General features: G+C 31.8%; 15 protein-coding genes. 8 read left to right on the top strand and 7 right to left on the bottom strand.

Annotation, left to right across the window (positions count from 1 at the left end):
• Positions 1-3: 3 nt before the first annotated feature.
• On the bottom strand, positions 4-573 hold the full coding sequence (locus tag GXM17_RS09620; RefSeq protein ID WP_163399122.1) for an L-threonylcarbamoyladenylate synthase: 570 nt from the start codon (positions 571-573) through the stop codon (positions 4-6).
• Positions 574-905: 332 nt separating this feature from the next.
• Here GXM17_RS09620 and GXM17_RS09615 point away from each other — a divergent pair, with 332 nt between their 5' ends.
• Positions 906-2,120, top strand: coding sequence for a glycosyltransferase family 4 protein (locus GXM17_RS09615; RefSeq protein ID WP_163399121.1), 1,215 nt, complete (start codon positions 906-908; stop codon positions 2,118-2,120).
• A gap of 169 nt (positions 2,121-2,289) precedes the next feature.
• Here the strand turns inward: GXM17_RS09615 and GXM17_RS09610 are convergent, their stop codons facing one another.
• The 3 genes from GXM17_RS09610 to GXM17_RS09600 are packed head-to-tail and all read right to left on the bottom strand — an operon-like array spanning position 2,290 to position 5,472.
• Positions 2,290-3,243 (bottom strand): WaaS/CpsH family glycosyltransferase, encoded by a 954-nt coding sequence (locus GXM17_RS09610; RefSeq protein ID WP_163399120.1) that lies wholly within the window; start codon positions 3,241-3,243, stop codon positions 2,290-2,292.
• Positions 3,240-4,346 carry a glycosyltransferase family 4 protein gene (locus GXM17_RS09605; RefSeq protein WP_163399119.1) on the bottom strand — a complete coding sequence of 369 codons (1,107 nt, stop codon included), beginning with the start codon at positions 4,344-4,346 and terminating at the stop codon, positions 3,240-3,242. Before GXM17_RS09605 ends, GXM17_RS09610 begins: the two co-directional genes overlap by 4 nt.
• A 55-nt stretch (positions 4,347-4,401) precedes the next feature.
• Positions 4,402-5,472 carry a glycosyltransferase family 4 protein gene (locus GXM17_RS09600; RefSeq protein ID WP_163399118.1) on the bottom strand — a complete coding sequence of 357 codons (1,071 nt, stop codon included), beginning with the start codon at positions 5,470-5,472 and terminating at the stop codon, positions 4,402-4,404.
• Positions 5,473-5,547: 75 nt separating this feature from the next.
• On the opposite strand from GXM17_RS09600, the gene GXM17_RS09595 reads away from it, so the two are divergent.
• The gene (locus GXM17_RS09595; protein ID WP_163399117.1) at positions 5,548-6,303 is read left to right on the top strand and encodes a lipopolysaccharide kinase InaA family protein; all 756 of its coding nucleotides are present in this window, start codon (positions 5,548-5,550) and stop codon (positions 6,301-6,303) included.
• 20 nt (positions 6,304-6,323) lie between these two features.
• Positions 6,324-7,136, top strand: a complete 813-nt coding sequence (locus tag GXM17_RS09590; RefSeq protein ID WP_163399116.1) for a glycosyltransferase family 2 protein — start codon at positions 6,324-6,326, stop codon at positions 7,134-7,136.
• On the opposite strand, the gene GXM17_RS09585 is transcribed toward GXM17_RS09590, so the two are convergent.
• Positions 7,129-8,187 carry a glycosyltransferase family 9 protein gene (locus GXM17_RS09585; protein ID WP_163399115.1) on the bottom strand — a complete coding sequence of 353 codons (1,059 nt, stop codon included), beginning with the start codon at positions 8,185-8,187 and terminating at the stop codon, positions 7,129-7,131. The two genes, GXM17_RS09590 and GXM17_RS09585, sit on opposite strands and share 8 nt — an antisense overlap.
• A gap of 131 nt (positions 8,188-8,318) precedes the next feature.
• Positions 8,319-9,134, bottom strand: a complete 816-nt coding sequence (locus GXM17_RS09580) for a 2,3,4,5-tetrahydropyridine-2,6-dicarboxylate N-succinyltransferase (RefSeq protein ID WP_163399114.1) — start codon at positions 9,132-9,134, stop codon at positions 8,319-8,321.
• A gap of 162 nt (positions 9,135-9,296) precedes the next feature.
• Here GXM17_RS09580 and GXM17_RS09575 point away from each other — a divergent pair, with 162 nt between their 5' ends.
• From GXM17_RS09575 to GXM17_RS09555, 5 genes are all read left to right on the top strand, one after another.
• Positions 9,297-10,046, top strand: a complete 750-nt coding sequence (locus GXM17_RS09575; RefSeq protein WP_163399113.1) for a class I SAM-dependent methyltransferase — start codon at positions 9,297-9,299, stop codon at positions 10,044-10,046.
• Between the two features lie 34 nt (positions 10,047-10,080).
• Positions 10,081-10,314 (top strand): hypothetical protein, encoded by a 234-nt coding sequence (locus tag GXM17_RS09570; RefSeq protein ID WP_163399112.1) that lies wholly within the window; start codon positions 10,081-10,083, stop codon positions 10,312-10,314.
• Positions 10,304-10,585: a type II toxin-antitoxin system RelE/ParE family toxin gene (locus GXM17_RS09565; protein WP_163399111.1), complete on the top strand. Its 282-nt coding sequence runs from the start codon at positions 10,304-10,306 to the stop codon at positions 10,583-10,585. The genes GXM17_RS09570 and GXM17_RS09565 overlap by 11 nt, the downstream gene beginning before the upstream one ends.
• 40 nt (positions 10,586-10,625) lie before the next feature.
• Complete coding sequence (gene ruvX / locus GXM17_RS09560) at positions 10,626-11,042, top strand: Holliday junction resolvase RuvX (RefSeq protein WP_163399110.1); 417 nt, start codon at positions 10,626-10,628, stop codon at positions 11,040-11,042.
• 124 nt (positions 11,043-11,166) lie between these two features.
• Positions 11,167-12,660 (top strand): malate:quinone oxidoreductase, encoded by a 1,494-nt coding sequence (locus tag GXM17_RS09555; RefSeq protein WP_163399109.1) that lies wholly within the window; start codon positions 11,167-11,169, stop codon positions 12,658-12,660.
• Between the two features lie 41 nt (positions 12,661-12,701).
• On the opposite strand, the gene GXM17_RS09550 is transcribed toward GXM17_RS09555, so the two are convergent.
• Positions 12,702-14,921: an FUSC family protein gene (locus GXM17_RS09550; RefSeq protein ID WP_163399108.1), complete on the bottom strand. Its 2,220-nt coding sequence runs from the start codon at positions 14,919-14,921 to the stop codon at positions 12,702-12,704.
• Positions 14,922-15,013: the final 92 nt, after the last annotated feature.

The raw sequence follows: 15,013 nt of genomic DNA, 5'->3' as shown, positions 1-15,013 counted from the left end.
TAATTATTTGCGGATTACTTTTACCTGAGAATCATTAGTTAATTTAATGATTGTTGAAGGTTTTCCTGCCACTTTATCATGATATAAATTCACAACATAATCAACTCCTTTGATAATTTCGGGATTGATATCTTTAAAAGCAATTGGTGTTGGCTGTCCGGAAATATTAGCTGAAGTAGAAACCAGCGGCTTTTTCATTCTTTCTAACAATTTAAAGCAAAAAGGTTCTTTTACCAGCCGAATTCCAAGTGAATTATCCGCAGCAATAATATTTGGAGCTACATTTCTTGGTTCATCTAAAATTAAAGTTGTCGGTTTTTCAGATAAATCAAGAATTTGCCAGGCTACTTCAGGAATGTTTTTAAAAACATTATACATCATTTTTTCGCCATTCATTAAGACAATCATGCTTTGTGTCTCTGCCCGCTGTTTAAGTTTATATATTTTAGCTACAGCTTCAGGATTTGTAGCATCACAGCCAATTCCCCAAACAGTATCAGTTGGGTACAGGATGATACCGCCTTCTTTGATTATTTCGTAAGCTTTGGTTATTTCTTCGTTGAGATTTTCCATTTTAATTAAGAATACAGGTAACAAGTTTATATTGGCAAAGAAACGAAAAATATTTATTGAAATCTTATGGGATTATGAACTTGTAATTGTATGGATAATTTAATAATACTATTGAATTGAGAATATATGGAAGACTACGTATCGAAAATCATTGTGCTCAATTCTAAATTCTGATAAATTTAATAATGTGAGTATTTGCAGTTTTTGAAATAGCCAAAGTCGGTGCCGCTCTCAGTGTTTTTTGTAAAAAAAGAAAATTATATAGTTTCTTGTTTTAGAAAATAGTTACTTTGATCTTAATTTCAATTTTGGTTATTATTAAATCAGATAAAATGTATAAATCAGTTAAGTTATATTTTAGGTTAAAACTATTGGCTCAAAAGCTTAAAAAAGAAAAAAAGCAAATCAATTTTATTAGCGATTTGCAAGATAAAAACTATGTTTTAATTGTAGATACAAAAATACCTGAGTATGATAAAGATTCTGGTTCAAGAAGATTAACTGAAATTATTAAATTGCTGACAGATAATCAAATTGGCGTTTATTTACTTTCTGATTATAAAGAATATCGTTATAAATTGGAGTATGTTTCATTTTTTAAAGAAATGGGTGTTGTAGTTTATGAACCATCATTAGATAATTATGGTAATCTGATTAAAAAAAATGATTTTTTAAAATTAATTCTCCCTAAAGTAACTTTTGCATGGTTACATCGACCGGATATTTTTGAAAAATATTATCCAATTATTAAAAAATATAACCCTTCAATAAAGGTGTTTTTTGATATGGTCGATTTTCATTATTTAAGATTCAAAAGAGAATCTGAGCTCTACGGGAATGCTAAAATTATGAAAAAGGCTCAAAAGTTTCTGGACTTAGAAATTAATAATTGCCAAAAAGCAGATAAAATTATTGTAATCTCAGAAATGGAAAAGCAAAACCTAAAAAAATATTATGATAATGATGATAAAACAATAGCCATAGGGAACATTCATGAATATAGTAAAAATATTGAATTTAAAAATTTTAAAGATCGTAAGGATTTGTTATTTATTGGAGGTTTTGATCATAAACCCAATATTGATGCTGTACAGTATTTATTTGGAGAAATTATGCCCTTACTATGGAAAACCAAACCAGATATCTCAATAAATATTATTGGCAGTAATGTACCACTGGTAATCGAACAATTAAATTCAGAAAAATTTAGAATATTGGGATATGTTGAAGATGTTGCACCATATTTTTTAAATTCAAAGGTTTTTGTAGCACCATTGCGTTATGGAGCAGGGATAAAAGGTAAAATAGGACAAAGTTTAGAATATGGATTGCCGTTGGTTACTACCCATATTGGAGCTGAAGGATTTGATTTTGGTAAAAATGAAAAATTATTAGTTGGAAATAATAAGCAAGAAATTGTTAATAGCATTATCTCACTTTATGAAAATGAAGAACTTTGGAAACAAATAAGCGATGACTCTGAAAAAGTTATTGAACCATTTTCTGTATTTAATATTGAATCAAAAATTATGGGTTTATTCAATTGATTGATGTGTTTTGTATGAATATATTTAATTACGAAAAAATTAACGATTTTTGAGATTAAAAACTCTAAAGCTTTAAAGTTATTAATTCTATCTAATAAAGGCTCCAATATAAAAACTGAAGCCTCAACTTTTCAACGTACACACTTATTTGGGACAGTGTCAATTTTTATTATATTCCAAAAACTGTTTTAACCCAATTGTTAATAGTGTATTTATTATATATTTCATCACTCAAAGGTTTATATTCAGTTTCAAAAAATGATTTCGGGATTTCAGGATTTTTTGGATTAATTACCAAAATATTATTTGGATCATAGAATGCATACTTTTTGACAGATTGATTTGTTGTAATAATCTTTTTTTGATATGCTAAAGATTCAAAAAAACGAAAACTAAGCCCCGTATTGGCAGACCGTGAAATATCCATCATTATCTTTGAATCTTCGATTAGTTTTTTGATATCTTCAAAACCAATATCTTCTCTTGTTATTTCGATTTTTGAATTTAACCACTCTACATTCTTATTCGATTTGACAATAAACTTATAATCAATGTTTAGCTCATCAAATTTTTGCGAAATAGAATTAAGTGTTTTTAATCTTTCATCTTTCGACATTACTATAAAGACTGAATTTTTATAAGTTTTAGTTTCGTCAATTTCTTTTTTAGGCAAATAAATATAATTGGTAATTCTCTTGAAATTATAATAATTGCATTCTTCCCTGTCAAAGGAGAATATGTCGTCAAAGATTCCTTTTGATAAATGCTTTACCGGAAATCTTTTGATGCTATCATATAAATATGCGATGTATCGATTTGTTTTTGTTTTGATTATTTTGTGCGTTTTTCTGTCTAAAAGATCAGGTCTAATCGTTAGAATTATATCCTGATGCCCTAACTTTTCAAGATGATTTAATACAAAATTTTGTTTTTTTACTCTTTTAATATTCTTATTTAAAAAAACTTTAGAAAAGCCGTTTGCAATCCTTATAAAAACATTTGAATATGTGTATTTGAAATCATTTAAATTGATATGACTTGCTTCAATCCCTTTTTTCTTTAGCTCTTCGATAATGTAATAGTCGAAACCCCAGTAATCAAAGCTTATTAAGCAAATTTTCATTTTGCAAGAGTTTTGTAAAATTTATAGTAATTCTCTTTCATCACCTCAAGGTCATGGTTTTTTTTCACAATCTCAAATGCATTAAGTGTTATTTTTTCTGCAATTTCTTTATTTTTCAATATATAAAGAACTTTTTCTGATAGCGATACTGAATCTCTTAAATTGGTAATAAAACCAGTTTTTCCCTCAATCACCACCTCTGCAATACCACCTGCATTTGTTGTTACAACCGGAATTTTTGATGCAAATGCTTCATAAATTGTGAGAGGTAATCCTTCAGAAACCGATGTCATAAGTAAAACATCAAATTCTGGCAATAATTCAGCTACATCATTTCGGAAGCCGGTGAAAAATATAAAATTCTCAAGTTTTTGTAGTTTGATATATTCTAAAAGTTCTGATTTTAGATTACCATCACCAATAACAAAAAATGCGGCAGATAAATCGTCTGGCTTATTTTCGATGATTTTTTTTGCAGTATCAATGAAAGTAAAAATATCTTTTTGTTCTGTCAGACCAGCAATGTTTCCAATTATTTTAGTATTTGCATTAAGATTATACTCTTTGTGAAGCAAGTTTTTGTTGTTTTTGCCAGTAAAATTATTTACGTCAATTGCATCGTAAATGGTTACCAATTTTTGCTTATCGGCAATAATATTATTAAAAATTGCTTCAACGGCTTTTGAGACTGAAATAATTTTTATAATTCTGGGATGGGAATATTTGAACTTGTTTAAGAATTTTTCTTTTATAGGGTTATTTCTTTTTCTGCTTAAAAGAATCTGTATTGATTTTGGAAGAAATAAAAGAGATAAAAGAGCTGCATTTAATGCTGAAGAATCGTGAACGTGGATAATGTCAATTTTATCTGTCTTGCAGATTTGGATAATTTTTTGTGTTGCATGAACAAGTTTGAACATCGTCCTGTCATACGTATAACAAGCAATACCCTCAGTTTTACATTTTTCTGCTAAAACAGAATTTTCCGGACAAAGAATGAATTGTTTTAAATCTTTTTTTTCCTGAAGAAGCTTAAAGATTGTATACATTTGATTATCGCCTCCGCGCCATTCCCGAATTGTAGTTATATTCAATATTTTCATTATCAGAAATATCAGTTTTTTTGCAAAAATATAGATAAATTAATGAATTGGTAACTTAAATCAATAATAATGTTTTATATACCTTCATGTATTCTATGGTAGCATTTTCCCAACTAAAACTGTTTGCTCTTTCTTTATATCTTTCCTGATAAAAATTTTTATTAGATTCATATTTTTTAATTCCTTCATAAAAAACAGATGCCATGTATTCTGGTTGAAATTCTTCCCAATAAAAGCAATTTTCACCGCCAACTTCTTTCAAAGAAGTCCTGTTTGCCAGAAATATAGCATTTCCAAATTTCATGGCTTCAATTGGAGGAAGACCAAAGCCTTCACCTATGGAAGGAAAGACAAAAGCTTTGCAGTTTTTCATATAGAATTGTTTTCCTGTCTCGCTTATTTTTCCCGTAAGGAAGACACGATCAGTGAGGTTTAAATCAATGATGGTTTGTTTTACTTTTTTGCCATACTCTTTATTATGATTTCCGGATATTATCAAATTATAATCCGGAATAAACTCCATCATTGCCACAATTGAGTTGAAATTTTTTTTCTCTAGAAAATCTCCTATCGAGTATAGAAAAGGTCTGTTAACAGGTACTTCAGGCTTATAATCGCTGGTATTTTCAATTTTTGTTATTGGATTTCCATTATAAATTACAAATTCGGGCACATTTGGAATAGTAAAATAAAGATGAGCCTGTTTTTTTGCATATTCTGAAATATAAGTGATTGCATCTGCTTTTTTTAGCTTCTTAAGAAAAAGTGTATATTGTTTGTTTCCAATATTTTGAGGATTTTCCGCAAAGTTCACATCATGAATAGTCAATAGATATTTAGTTGATTTTCGAGGTTCAATTTTTGTGTTTTGGTTTACAGAATGCCATAAATCATATTTTTTAAAAACTCTGAAAGCCTTATATCTGCTAAAGCCGAAAATTCTCTTGTATTTGAATTTATCAGAGAATTCTTTTTTTAAGACACTGGGATTCTTTGCACTAATAGTCAGTTCAATATTGTCGGTTTTAAGAGCACTCAAGCCTTTAATTAATCCATAATTAAAAACACCAAAACCTGTAGTTGGATTTTTAATATTATGTGTCTCTAAAAAAACGGTTTTCTTCATTTTGATAATTTATTGTAAAAGTATGAAAAGCATTGATTATTTTTGTCGATACAATTAAAATTTAGAAAAGAATTAATGAAGCTAATCATTCATCCAAACTATGTTTCTCAGAAAAATGAGATTTTCGAAATAATTGAGAATTTTGATTCCTCCGGAACATTGTTTGGAGATGGAAAACGTAATATTATTAAAGTTTTTTGTGATTCAATCAATGTAAAATCATTTAAGACTCCATCGTTGATAAATAAGGTAGTTTACCGCTTTTTTAGAAAGTCAAAGGCACAACGCTCATTTGAATACGCTGTAAGGCTTCAGGAAAATAAAGTAGGAACGCCAAATCCCATTGCGTACTCGGAATATCGCAGCATTTTTGGATTAGGAAAAAGTTTTTATATAAGTTCTCAGCTTCATCCTGATCTTACATTTAGAGAGTTGGTTACAAATCCGGATTATCCAGATCATGAAAATATTTTAAGGCAATTTACGCGTTTCTCGATTGATTTGCATGAAAAAGGAATTGAGTTTTTGGATCATTCACCGGGTAATACTTTAATTAAAAAGGTTTCTGAAACTAAATATGAATTTTTTCTGGTTGATTTGAATCGAATGAAGTTTCATGATTCGATGAATTTTACTCAGCGAATGAATAATTTGAAAAGACTCACATATAAGTCGGAGATGATTGCTGTTATGAGCGACGAATATTCAAAGTTTAGCGGGATTGATTATCAATTAGTTTACGATACTATGATGAACTTTAAAAATATTTTTCATAAAAAATTACAACGAAAGCGAAAAATAAAAAAAATATTAAAGTTTTGGAAAAAATAAGGACTGATACTAATAAAAAAATGAAAGCATCTGTAATAATGAGCACTTATAATGCTGAAGAGTGGCTCGAAAAAGTCATTTGGGGATTAAGTGTTCAAACCGAAACTAATTTCGAAATTATTATAGCTGATGACGGTTCAGAGCCAAAAACTAAAGAATTACTGGATTCTCTAAGAACGCAGATTTCTATGCCATTAATACACGTTTGGCAGGAAGATAATGGATTTCAGAAATCTCAGATTCTCAATAAGGCAATAATAGCTTCCAGTTCGGATTATCTCATTTTTACAGATGGAGACTGCATTCCGAGAAAAGATTTTGTAGCAACTCATCTGAATTACAGAGAAAAAGGATATTTTCTTTCGGGAGGGTATTTCATGCTTCCGATGGATATTTCAAAAGCTATTACCAAAAATGATATTTTAGAACAAAATTGTTTTAATGCAAAATGGCTGGTAAAGAATGGTTTAAAAAAATCATTTAAAAATGCAAAGCTCACTGCGTCTGGTTTTCTGTCAAAATTTCTAAATTTTATAACCCCCACAAAAGCTACCTGGAACGGTCATAATGCATCGGGCTGGAAAGAAGATTTGGTTTTTATCAACGGTTTTAATCAGGAAATGCAGTACGGAGGGCAAGATCGGGAACTGGGAGAAAGGCTTTTTAATAAAGGCCTGAAGTCAAAACAAATTCGCTATAGTGCGATAGTTGTACATTTAGATCACGCAAGGGGATATGTAAATGAGGCAACCTGGAAGAAAAATTTCGCAATCAGAGAAAATACAAAAAAAAATAAGGTCGTTAAAACAATAATTGGAATAGATTCTAATTAGATTTTAGATATTCTTCTAATCTCGGAATTATTAAATCAGGAGTGAAGGACTGATATAAATCCATAGCCTGTCCTTTCATTTCTTTTGCTGTTTTTGAACCGTATAAGTCAGGCTTAAAATCTTTTAAGTGTACTGAAACATTTTTTATCCCGTCATCAAAACTATTCCAGGCTTCTTTTTTTATCCAGGTAGAAAAAATGGTAAATGTTGGTTTGTTTAATGCTTTAGCCATATTAACGGCTCCGCCTTCATTACCAAGTAAGGCATCACAATGATAAGTAATGGATAAAAACTCCCTGATGGATCTGGGAACAATATCAATTTTGATATTTTTTTGAGTCTCAGGCTGGCATAAATTAAAAATTTCATGTGCTTCTTTTAATTGTGACGGAATATAATTGAATAGTAATGAAGCATTTGTATCTGCAACAATTTTATCCAAAAGTTCGGCCATGTAATTGCCTGGATAGGTTTTCGTCTTTCCGCTTCCCAAAATCCCGATCATGTATATTTTCTTAGAAAAATCAATATGGTTTTGAAAAAGAATTTGCTTTCCGTTTTTAATTTCATAGTCTTTTAAAAAGATTTCCGGCTTAACTTTTAACGGTTTTTTCAGGTCAAACGACTGTAGTAAAAGCATTCTGTTTTCAAGAGCCAGTCCTGCAGTTGTTTTGGGTACAGAAAGTTCTCTTACTGTATAAGTATAAATTAAGTTAGTGTAAGATTTATAAAAACCGATTTTAGTTTTCGCTCCTGAAAAAGCAACTATCATATTACTTTCAAGTTTTCCGTAAGCATCAATAATAATATCATATTTTGATTTTCTTATTTCAAGACAAAATTTTACAAGTTTAATCTTGTTTTTTTTTATTTCATCCTTAAAAAATACAAGATTGTCAATATTCGGATTGTTTTCAACAACCGGGCTGGTAAATGGATAAATCAAATAATCAATCTGTGCGTTTGGATACTCATTTTTTAAAGTATTACAAATAGCTGAACTGGCTAACACATCGCCAATCATTTTTTGTTGAATTACAAGTATCTTCATTTAAAAATTGAGTCATTTAAGAGAGTACAAATTGAAGAAAAAAAAATCAATTTAAGATTAGTTTTAAAATAAAAAATTCCAAATTCCAATCGATATATTGGAATTTGGAATTATAAATATTGAAATTTAAATTACACTGCTACGTCATATTCGCGCAACGCATTATTTAATGAAGTTTTCAAATCTGTAGATGGCTTTCGTGTACCAATGATTAAAGCGCATGGAACCTGATATTCACCAGCAGCGAATTTTTTTGTATAACTTCCAGGAATCACAACAGAGCGTGCCGGCACAAAACCTTTCATTTCAACAGGCTCTTCGCCTGTAATGTCAATGATTTTTGTTGAAGCAGTCAAACACACATTGGCTCCTAAAACAGCTTCTTTACCTACGTGAACTCCTTCTACAACAATACAACGAGAGCCGATAAAAGCACCGTCTTCAATGATGACCGGAGCAGCCTGTAATGGCTCAAGAACCCCTCCAATACCAACACCACCGCTTAAGTGAACGTCTTTACCAATCTGAGCACAGCTGCCCACAGTAGCCCAGGTATCTACCATAGTCCCGGCATCGACATAAGCCCCGATATTTACGTAGCTAGGCATCATAATTACACCGCTTGAAATAAATGAACCATAACGGGCAGAAGCTCCAGGAACTACACGGACTCCTTTGGCTGCATAGTCTTTTTTTAGCTCCATTTTATCATGGTACTCAAAAACTCCTGCTTCCCAGGTCTCCATTTTTTGAATAGGGAAATACATCACTACTGCTTTTTTTACCCATTCGTTAACCTGCCATCCGTCACCCTTTGGTTCGGCAACACGAAGTTTTCCTGAATCTAATAATTCGATAACTTCTCTAATAGCAGTAGTAGTTGTTTCTTCTTGCAACAAAGCCCTGTTTTCCCAGGCTTGTTCAATTATAGTCTGTAAAGAATTCATACGTTTAAATTTTTGGCAAAGATAGTTTATTTGGATAGAATCAAAAAGGCAAATAAGTTTGAAAATGTTACAAGTTTAACTTTTTGTTTTTATATTTTAAATCATTGAAGGTTAAAATCAAAAATTTGTAACTTTAATAATAGTTTTTAGATGACAAAACCCATGAAAGACAATTTTTCAAAACAGGCAACGGATTATTCTAAATTTCGTCCGCAATATCCTGACGAGATGATTGAATATATAATTTCATTTGTCGTTAACAAATTTACAGCACTTGATGTTGGAACCGGAAACGGTCAGGTTGCACATAAACTTTCTGCCTATTTTAAAAAAGTATTTGCAACAGACATAAGTCAAAAGCAGCTGGACAATGCGATCCAGGCAGAAAATATAATTTATCACAATGAATCCGCAGAGAAAACTTTTTTCGAAAATAGCCTCTTTGATTTGATTGTTGTAGCTCAGGCTGTTCACTGGTTTGATTTTGATTTGTTTTATAAAGAAATCTACAGAATATTAAAACCTGAGGGGATTTTTGCAGTACTGGGTTACGGATTATTTTCTACAAACCCCGACTCAGATAAAATCCTGAAACATTTTTATTATGATATCGTCGGGACTTACTGGGATTCTGAGCGAAAGTATCTGGATGAAAACTATGCAACAATTCCGTTTCCTTTTGAAGAAATTCCAGCAGAGAAATTTCAAAATCAATTCATCTGGACATTTGAGGAGCTTGTCGGATATCTTCAAACATGGTCATCGGTACAGCATTATATTTCTAAAAACAATCAAAATCCCATAGATTTAATTTACGACGATTTGAAGATTTCGTGGCAAAAGAATGATATGAAAGTTATATTTCCATTGTTATTGAGAATAGGGAAGTTGAATTCGGAAAATACAGACTGAAAAGTTTTATATTTGTATTGTAAATGATAGTATTATGGAAGCGATTAGATTAGAATTTAAATCAGAAATTAAAGAGAAAATCTTAGAATTATTGAGTTCATTTTCTTCTGATGAATTGAAAATTGTTCAGGAAGATCCTAACTTTGAGGAAAATAAACAAAAGCTCGATGCAGCATTGGCTAAAATTAAAAACGGTACGGCCAAATTTTATACTTTAGAGGAAGTTGATGCTATACTTGAAGAAACAATTTCTAAGTATGGAAATTAAGTTTCAGAAAGAGTTTTTGTTTGAATTAAATAGTCAGGTTTATTACATTTCGAAAGATAAGCCCGCAGCAGCCAGAAAATTCAAAAATGATTTATTAAGAAATATTCGAAAGGATTTAAAATATCCTTTTCACTTTAAGAAATCCAAATATTATAATGAAGAAAATATAAGGGATTATGTTTTTAAGGGATATGTTTCCGTTTATTATATTAATGAAGATGAAAATTCAATTTATGTATTTGGTTTCATAAAATACAAAAACTCACTATAGTTAATGATATTTTCTTTCTACCTTTTCTAAAACTCCAAAAATGCCAAGAATTCTCTCCATAGACTACGGTCAAAAACGCACGGGAATTGCCGTTACTGATGAAATGCAGATCATAGCTTCAGGGTTAACTACTATCCCTACTCATACTTTAATTGATTTCCTCAAAGATTATTTTGCCAAAGAAAAAGTGGAAATAGTTTTAATTGGCGAACCAAAACAAATGAATGGGCAGCCATCTGAAAGTGCATCCATCATAAAAGGTTTTGTAACACATTTTTCAAATATTTTTCCGGATATGAAAGTGATTCGTGTAGATGAGCGCTTTACTTCAAAAATGGCTTTTCAAACCATGATCGACAGCGGACTGAGCAAAAAGCAGCGTCAGAACAAGGAGCTGATTGATGAAATTTCCGCAACGATTATGCTTCAGGACTATCTTTCTTCTAATCGTTTTTAAGTTTTAGGCTAATAAATTTCACTTTATTTAGAAAAAAATGTAATTATCTAACTATTATCTTTCTAAAATTAGTTTTTTTTTGGGATTATAAAAAGTACCTTTGCATTTTAAAATAAATACTGTTATGCCTGACAATACAATACGTTCCAATAGTGAAGTAGTGCTTATTGGAGCTGGAATTATGAGTGCTACTCTTGGGGTGATTTTAAAAGAATTACAGCCTGATATAAAGATTGAAATTTACGAAAGATTAGATGTTGCAGCAGCTGAAAGTTCTGATGCATGGAATAATGCAGGAACCGGACATTCTGCTTTTTGCGAATTAAATTATACACCTGAAAAAGCCGACGGTTCTGTAGATCCTAAAAAAGCGATCAGTATAGCTGAAGCTTTTGAGGTTTCACGACAATTTTGGTCTTATTTAGTTCAGCAAAACAAAGTACCTTCACCTGAAAATTTTATCAAAAGTGTGCCTCACATGAGCTTTGTATGGGGTGAAAAAAATGTAAAATACCTTAAAACCCGTTTTGAGGCTTTACAAAAAAATCCACTATTTGCAGATATGCTTTTCAGTACTGACTTTGAGCAGTTGAAACAATGGATGCCTCTTGTGATGGAAGGCAGAGAGCCTGGCGAAAAACTGGCAGCTACAACAATGGCAATTGGTACAGATGTGAATTTTGGTGCGCTGACAAGAAGCATGTTTAATTATCTGGAAAAATTAGAGGGTGTTTCCTTGTATTTTAATCATGAGGTTAAAAAATTGAGGCAACGTGATGACAAATCATGGAGGATTAAAATAACAGATCTTGGAACTGGTCAAAAAAGGAAAGCCTATACAAAATTTGTATTTATTGGTGCCGGAGGAGGCTCATTACCATTATTAGAGAAAGCAAATGTTCCTGAAGGCCACGGTTATGGAGGTTTCCCGGTTAGTGGACAATGGTTGAAATGTACAAATCCGGAGGTGATTGCAAAACATCAGGCTAAAGTTTACGGAAAAGCAAGTGTTGGAGCGCCTCCAATGTCTGTTCCACATATTGATACCCGTGTAATTGATGGCGAAAAAGCATTGCTTTTTGGTCCTTTTGCGGGTTTCTCAACTCGTTTTCTGAAAAATGGATCTTATCTGGATTTGCCATTATCGATAAAAGCAAACAACCTAATCCCGATGTTATCTGCAGGATATAACAATATCCCGCTAACAAAATACTTAATTGAACAGGTTCGCCAGTCTCCAAAGGACAGAATAAAAGCTTTACGCGAATATTTACCAACAGCAAGATCTAAAGACTGGGTTTTGGAAAAAGCGGGCCAGCGTGTTCAGGTAATTAAAAAAGGAGAAAATGGAGGTGGTGTTTTAGAGTTTGGAACTGAAGTAATCAACACACAAGACGGGACACTTGCTGTTTTATTAGGAGCATCTCCGGGGGCTTCTACAGCAGTTTCAATTATGGTTGATTTAATTGGAAGATGTTTTAAAGATCAGATCAATACACCTGAATGGGAAGCGAAACTCAAAAATATGATTCCTTCTTATAAACAAACTTTAAATGACAAGCCGGAACTTTTGGCAGAAATAAGAAAAAATACTTCTGAAGTTTTAAAGTTAAAATAATTTCAATTTACTTAATTAATATTTGAACAAATCCGGATGAGTTAATCCGGATTTGTTGCTTTAAAGTCCTTTGTAATCTTCAATATTTTTTCGGCTAAATTACTCATCCAGATCAATTGCTCAATGACCATCTGTGCTTCCTGCATTTTCGCCTGCCTCGTTTCTTTATCCAGATCTTCATCTGTTGCAAGGCGGGTAAAGTTTGTACGTTTCATTTCTTCAAATTGCAATGTCACATCTTCTCTGTCAAAAAAAGTATCGGTTATGATGGTTTCATTTCTTAAAATTGAAATTGAATGATCTAAATTCAATAAAATGGTTTTGATGATATAATTAAATGATTCTGATGCCGATGTAGTCTGATGCGCCTGAATATAAGTTGATAATGAGGCTAAGGCTGAAAGCAATGAATGATTTAGAACCACCAGTTTATTTACCAGAGGGAGCGTTTTTTGCTTTGATTTTGGTTCCTGCATCATGCGCTGAAAAGACGTCATTAAATTGCCGATTTCAATAAAAACATTTTTTCTCGCCAGTCGGTAAGAAGTAGGTATTTCTCCTTTTTTGTTGTAAAAATCAGCGATTTCTTTGAGATAAGTCCTGTTGGCACGAATAGAGTTTTCAATATGTATTGGCGTATTAATAAATTCCCAGGCCGGCCATAAAAACTGATTGGCAAGGAAAGCTAAAATTGCGCCCACAAGAGAATCAAGTATTCGGAACTGAATTACCTCAACAACATTCGGAACCAAAATTCCGTAAATAAAAACGACATACATTGTTACGAAAGTAGCACTGATTTTGTAATTGCTTTGTGCAAAAGAAATCCCTAAAAGCATACAGATAATAGAAAAAATACTCAAAGCCACATGGTTTTGCACGAGAGATACGATTCCAAAAGCCAGTAAACCCCCCAAAATTGTTCCAAAAATACGATTGTAGGACCGCTCTTTTGTTAAGCCATAACCCGGACGCATGATTACAACAATAGTCAGTAAGATCCAGTACACATTTTGAAAAGGAAGAAATTTTCCGACTACAAATCCAATTAAAATGGTTATCGTCAACCGGACAGAATGCCTGAAAATAGAAGATGAAAAACTCAGGTTTTCTGTAAGTGTGCGTAAAGGATAATATTGTGGAGTCAGGAATTTTTCGAGCTCCTTGTCTTTGTCCTTAAGTTTGTAAGACGGCATTGCCAGAGAAAACGCTCGTTGTATGATTTTGATTTTCCCAACCTGATTTTTAGCATATTTCAGCATGTTGGTCAGCATCAGAACACCTTCGGCAGCTGCTTCTTTTCCTAATGTTTTTTCGTAGTCAAAAATGGCAAATTCAAGTGCGTCAAGTTCATTTTTTAAATCGTTCTTATCCACGTAAGCTGCAATATGATGTACATTTTTAGAAAGTTTTTTTAAGGTCGAAGCCAGTTTGTAAGCCACATTTTGATAGGTTCTTAAAACATCCGGATGTTTGTCAAATTTTTCATGGATTTTATTATGATCAAAAGACGTGTATAAAGCAAGTTCCTGGATTTCAACCAAAGTAATAAAAACCAGTAACATTTTTCTGTTTTGACTCGTAGCTGAACTGCTTTGGTTTCCAATAAGTACTTTTCGCAAATCTTCATGAATTTCATTTAGTTCTACCTGGATACCTAATTGTTTTTCAATAATTGTTTTTCGGTTTGCTTCCGGACTCCACAAATCGCCCCTGAGTTTTAGATACTTTGCAGTTAATTTAATTCCCTGGGCAATTTCAAGTTCAATGAATTTATAAGGCTGTATGAAGTGGAAAATGAGAGAAACAATTAAATATAAAATTCCTCCTGTAAAAATATAAGAAGAATACGCAAAAGCTTCCCAACCTTCATGTATGTGTCCAAATGATAATGAAATCGAAATTAAAGCAGAAAACGAAACCAAAGTGGCTCGTTGTCCATACACCGAAATCATAGAACATAAAAAAAGCAAAAAACCTAAAAAAGGATAAAAAATTAAAGGATAGGGATAAGCAAAATTGACCAGTAAATTAACTCCGGCGACAATAAATGAAGCTACAATCAGTCCTTTGATTTTATGGCTCAGTGTACTCGGGATATCACTTGGGTAGGTATAAAAAGCGCCTAATGCAATAGTGAAACCAATTTCAAAATGTCCTAAAAAATTAAAAATCAATACTGGGATAACAGAGGCTATCGTAACTTTTGTGGCGTTTAAAAAAGACGTGCTGTTGGTGAATTTTGCAATACGTTCTAGCATAGAAATTGGTTTAAAACAAAGGTAAGATAATTTGGTATAATTATAACTGAGATTTTAAGGAACAGCCAAAATGAGATTTAATATATTATTTT

The organism is Flavobacterium fluviatile, assembly GCF_010645065.1.
Classification (GTDB): domain Bacteria; phylum Bacteroidota; class Bacteroidia; order Flavobacteriales; family Flavobacteriaceae; genus Flavobacterium; species Flavobacterium fluviatile.
The sequence above is the reverse complement of the archived record's forward strand: the minus strand, read 5'-3'. Positions and strand labels throughout refer to the sequence as shown.

Coding starts and splice junctions, on each gene's coding strand:
- GXM17_RS09620 (WP_163399122.1), bottom strand. CDS start 573: ATGGAAAATCTCAACGAAGAAATAACCAAAGCTTACGAAATAATCAAA.
- GXM17_RS09615 (WP_163399121.1), top strand. CDS start 906: ATGTATAAATCAGTTAAGTTATATTTTAGGTTAAAACTATTGGCTCAA.
- GXM17_RS09610 (WP_163399120.1), bottom strand. CDS start 3,243: ATGAAAATTTGCTTAATAAGCTTTGATTACTGGGGTTTCGACTATTAC.
- GXM17_RS09605 (WP_163399119.1), bottom strand. CDS start 4,346: ATGAAAATATTGAATATAACTACAATTCGGGAATGGCGCGGAGGCGAT.
- GXM17_RS09600 (WP_163399118.1), bottom strand. CDS start 5,472: ATGAAGAAAACCGTTTTTTTAGAGACACATAATATTAAAAATCCAACT.
- GXM17_RS09595 (WP_163399117.1), top strand. CDS start 5,548: ATGAAGCTAATCATTCATCCAAACTATGTTTCTCAGAAAAATGAGATT.
- GXM17_RS09590 (WP_163399116.1), top strand. CDS start 6,324: ATGAAAGCATCTGTAATAATGAGCACTTATAATGCTGAAGAGTGGCTC.
- GXM17_RS09585 (WP_163399115.1), bottom strand. CDS start 8,187: ATGAAGATACTTGTAATTCAACAAAAAATGATTGGCGATGTGTTAGCC.
- GXM17_RS09580 (WP_163399114.1), bottom strand. CDS start 9,134: ATGAATTCTTTACAGACTATAATTGAACAAGCCTGGGAAAACAGGGCT.
- GXM17_RS09575 (WP_163399113.1), top strand. CDS start 9,297: ATGAAAGACAATTTTTCAAAACAGGCAACGGATTATTCTAAATTTCGT.
- GXM17_RS09570 (WP_163399112.1), top strand. CDS start 10,081: ATGGAAGCGATTAGATTAGAATTTAAATCAGAAATTAAAGAGAAAATC.
- GXM17_RS09565 (WP_163399111.1), top strand. CDS start 10,304: ATGGAAATTAAGTTTCAGAAAGAGTTTTTGTTTGAATTAAATAGTCAG.
- ruvX (WP_163399110.1), top strand. CDS start 10,626: ATGCCAAGAATTCTCTCCATAGACTACGGTCAAAAACGCACGGGAATT.
- GXM17_RS09555 (WP_163399109.1), top strand. CDS start 11,167: ATGCCTGACAATACAATACGTTCCAATAGTGAAGTAGTGCTTATTGGA.
- GXM17_RS09550 (WP_163399108.1), bottom strand. CDS start 14,921: ATGCTAGAACGTATTGCAAAATTCACCAACAGCACGTCTTTTTTAAAC.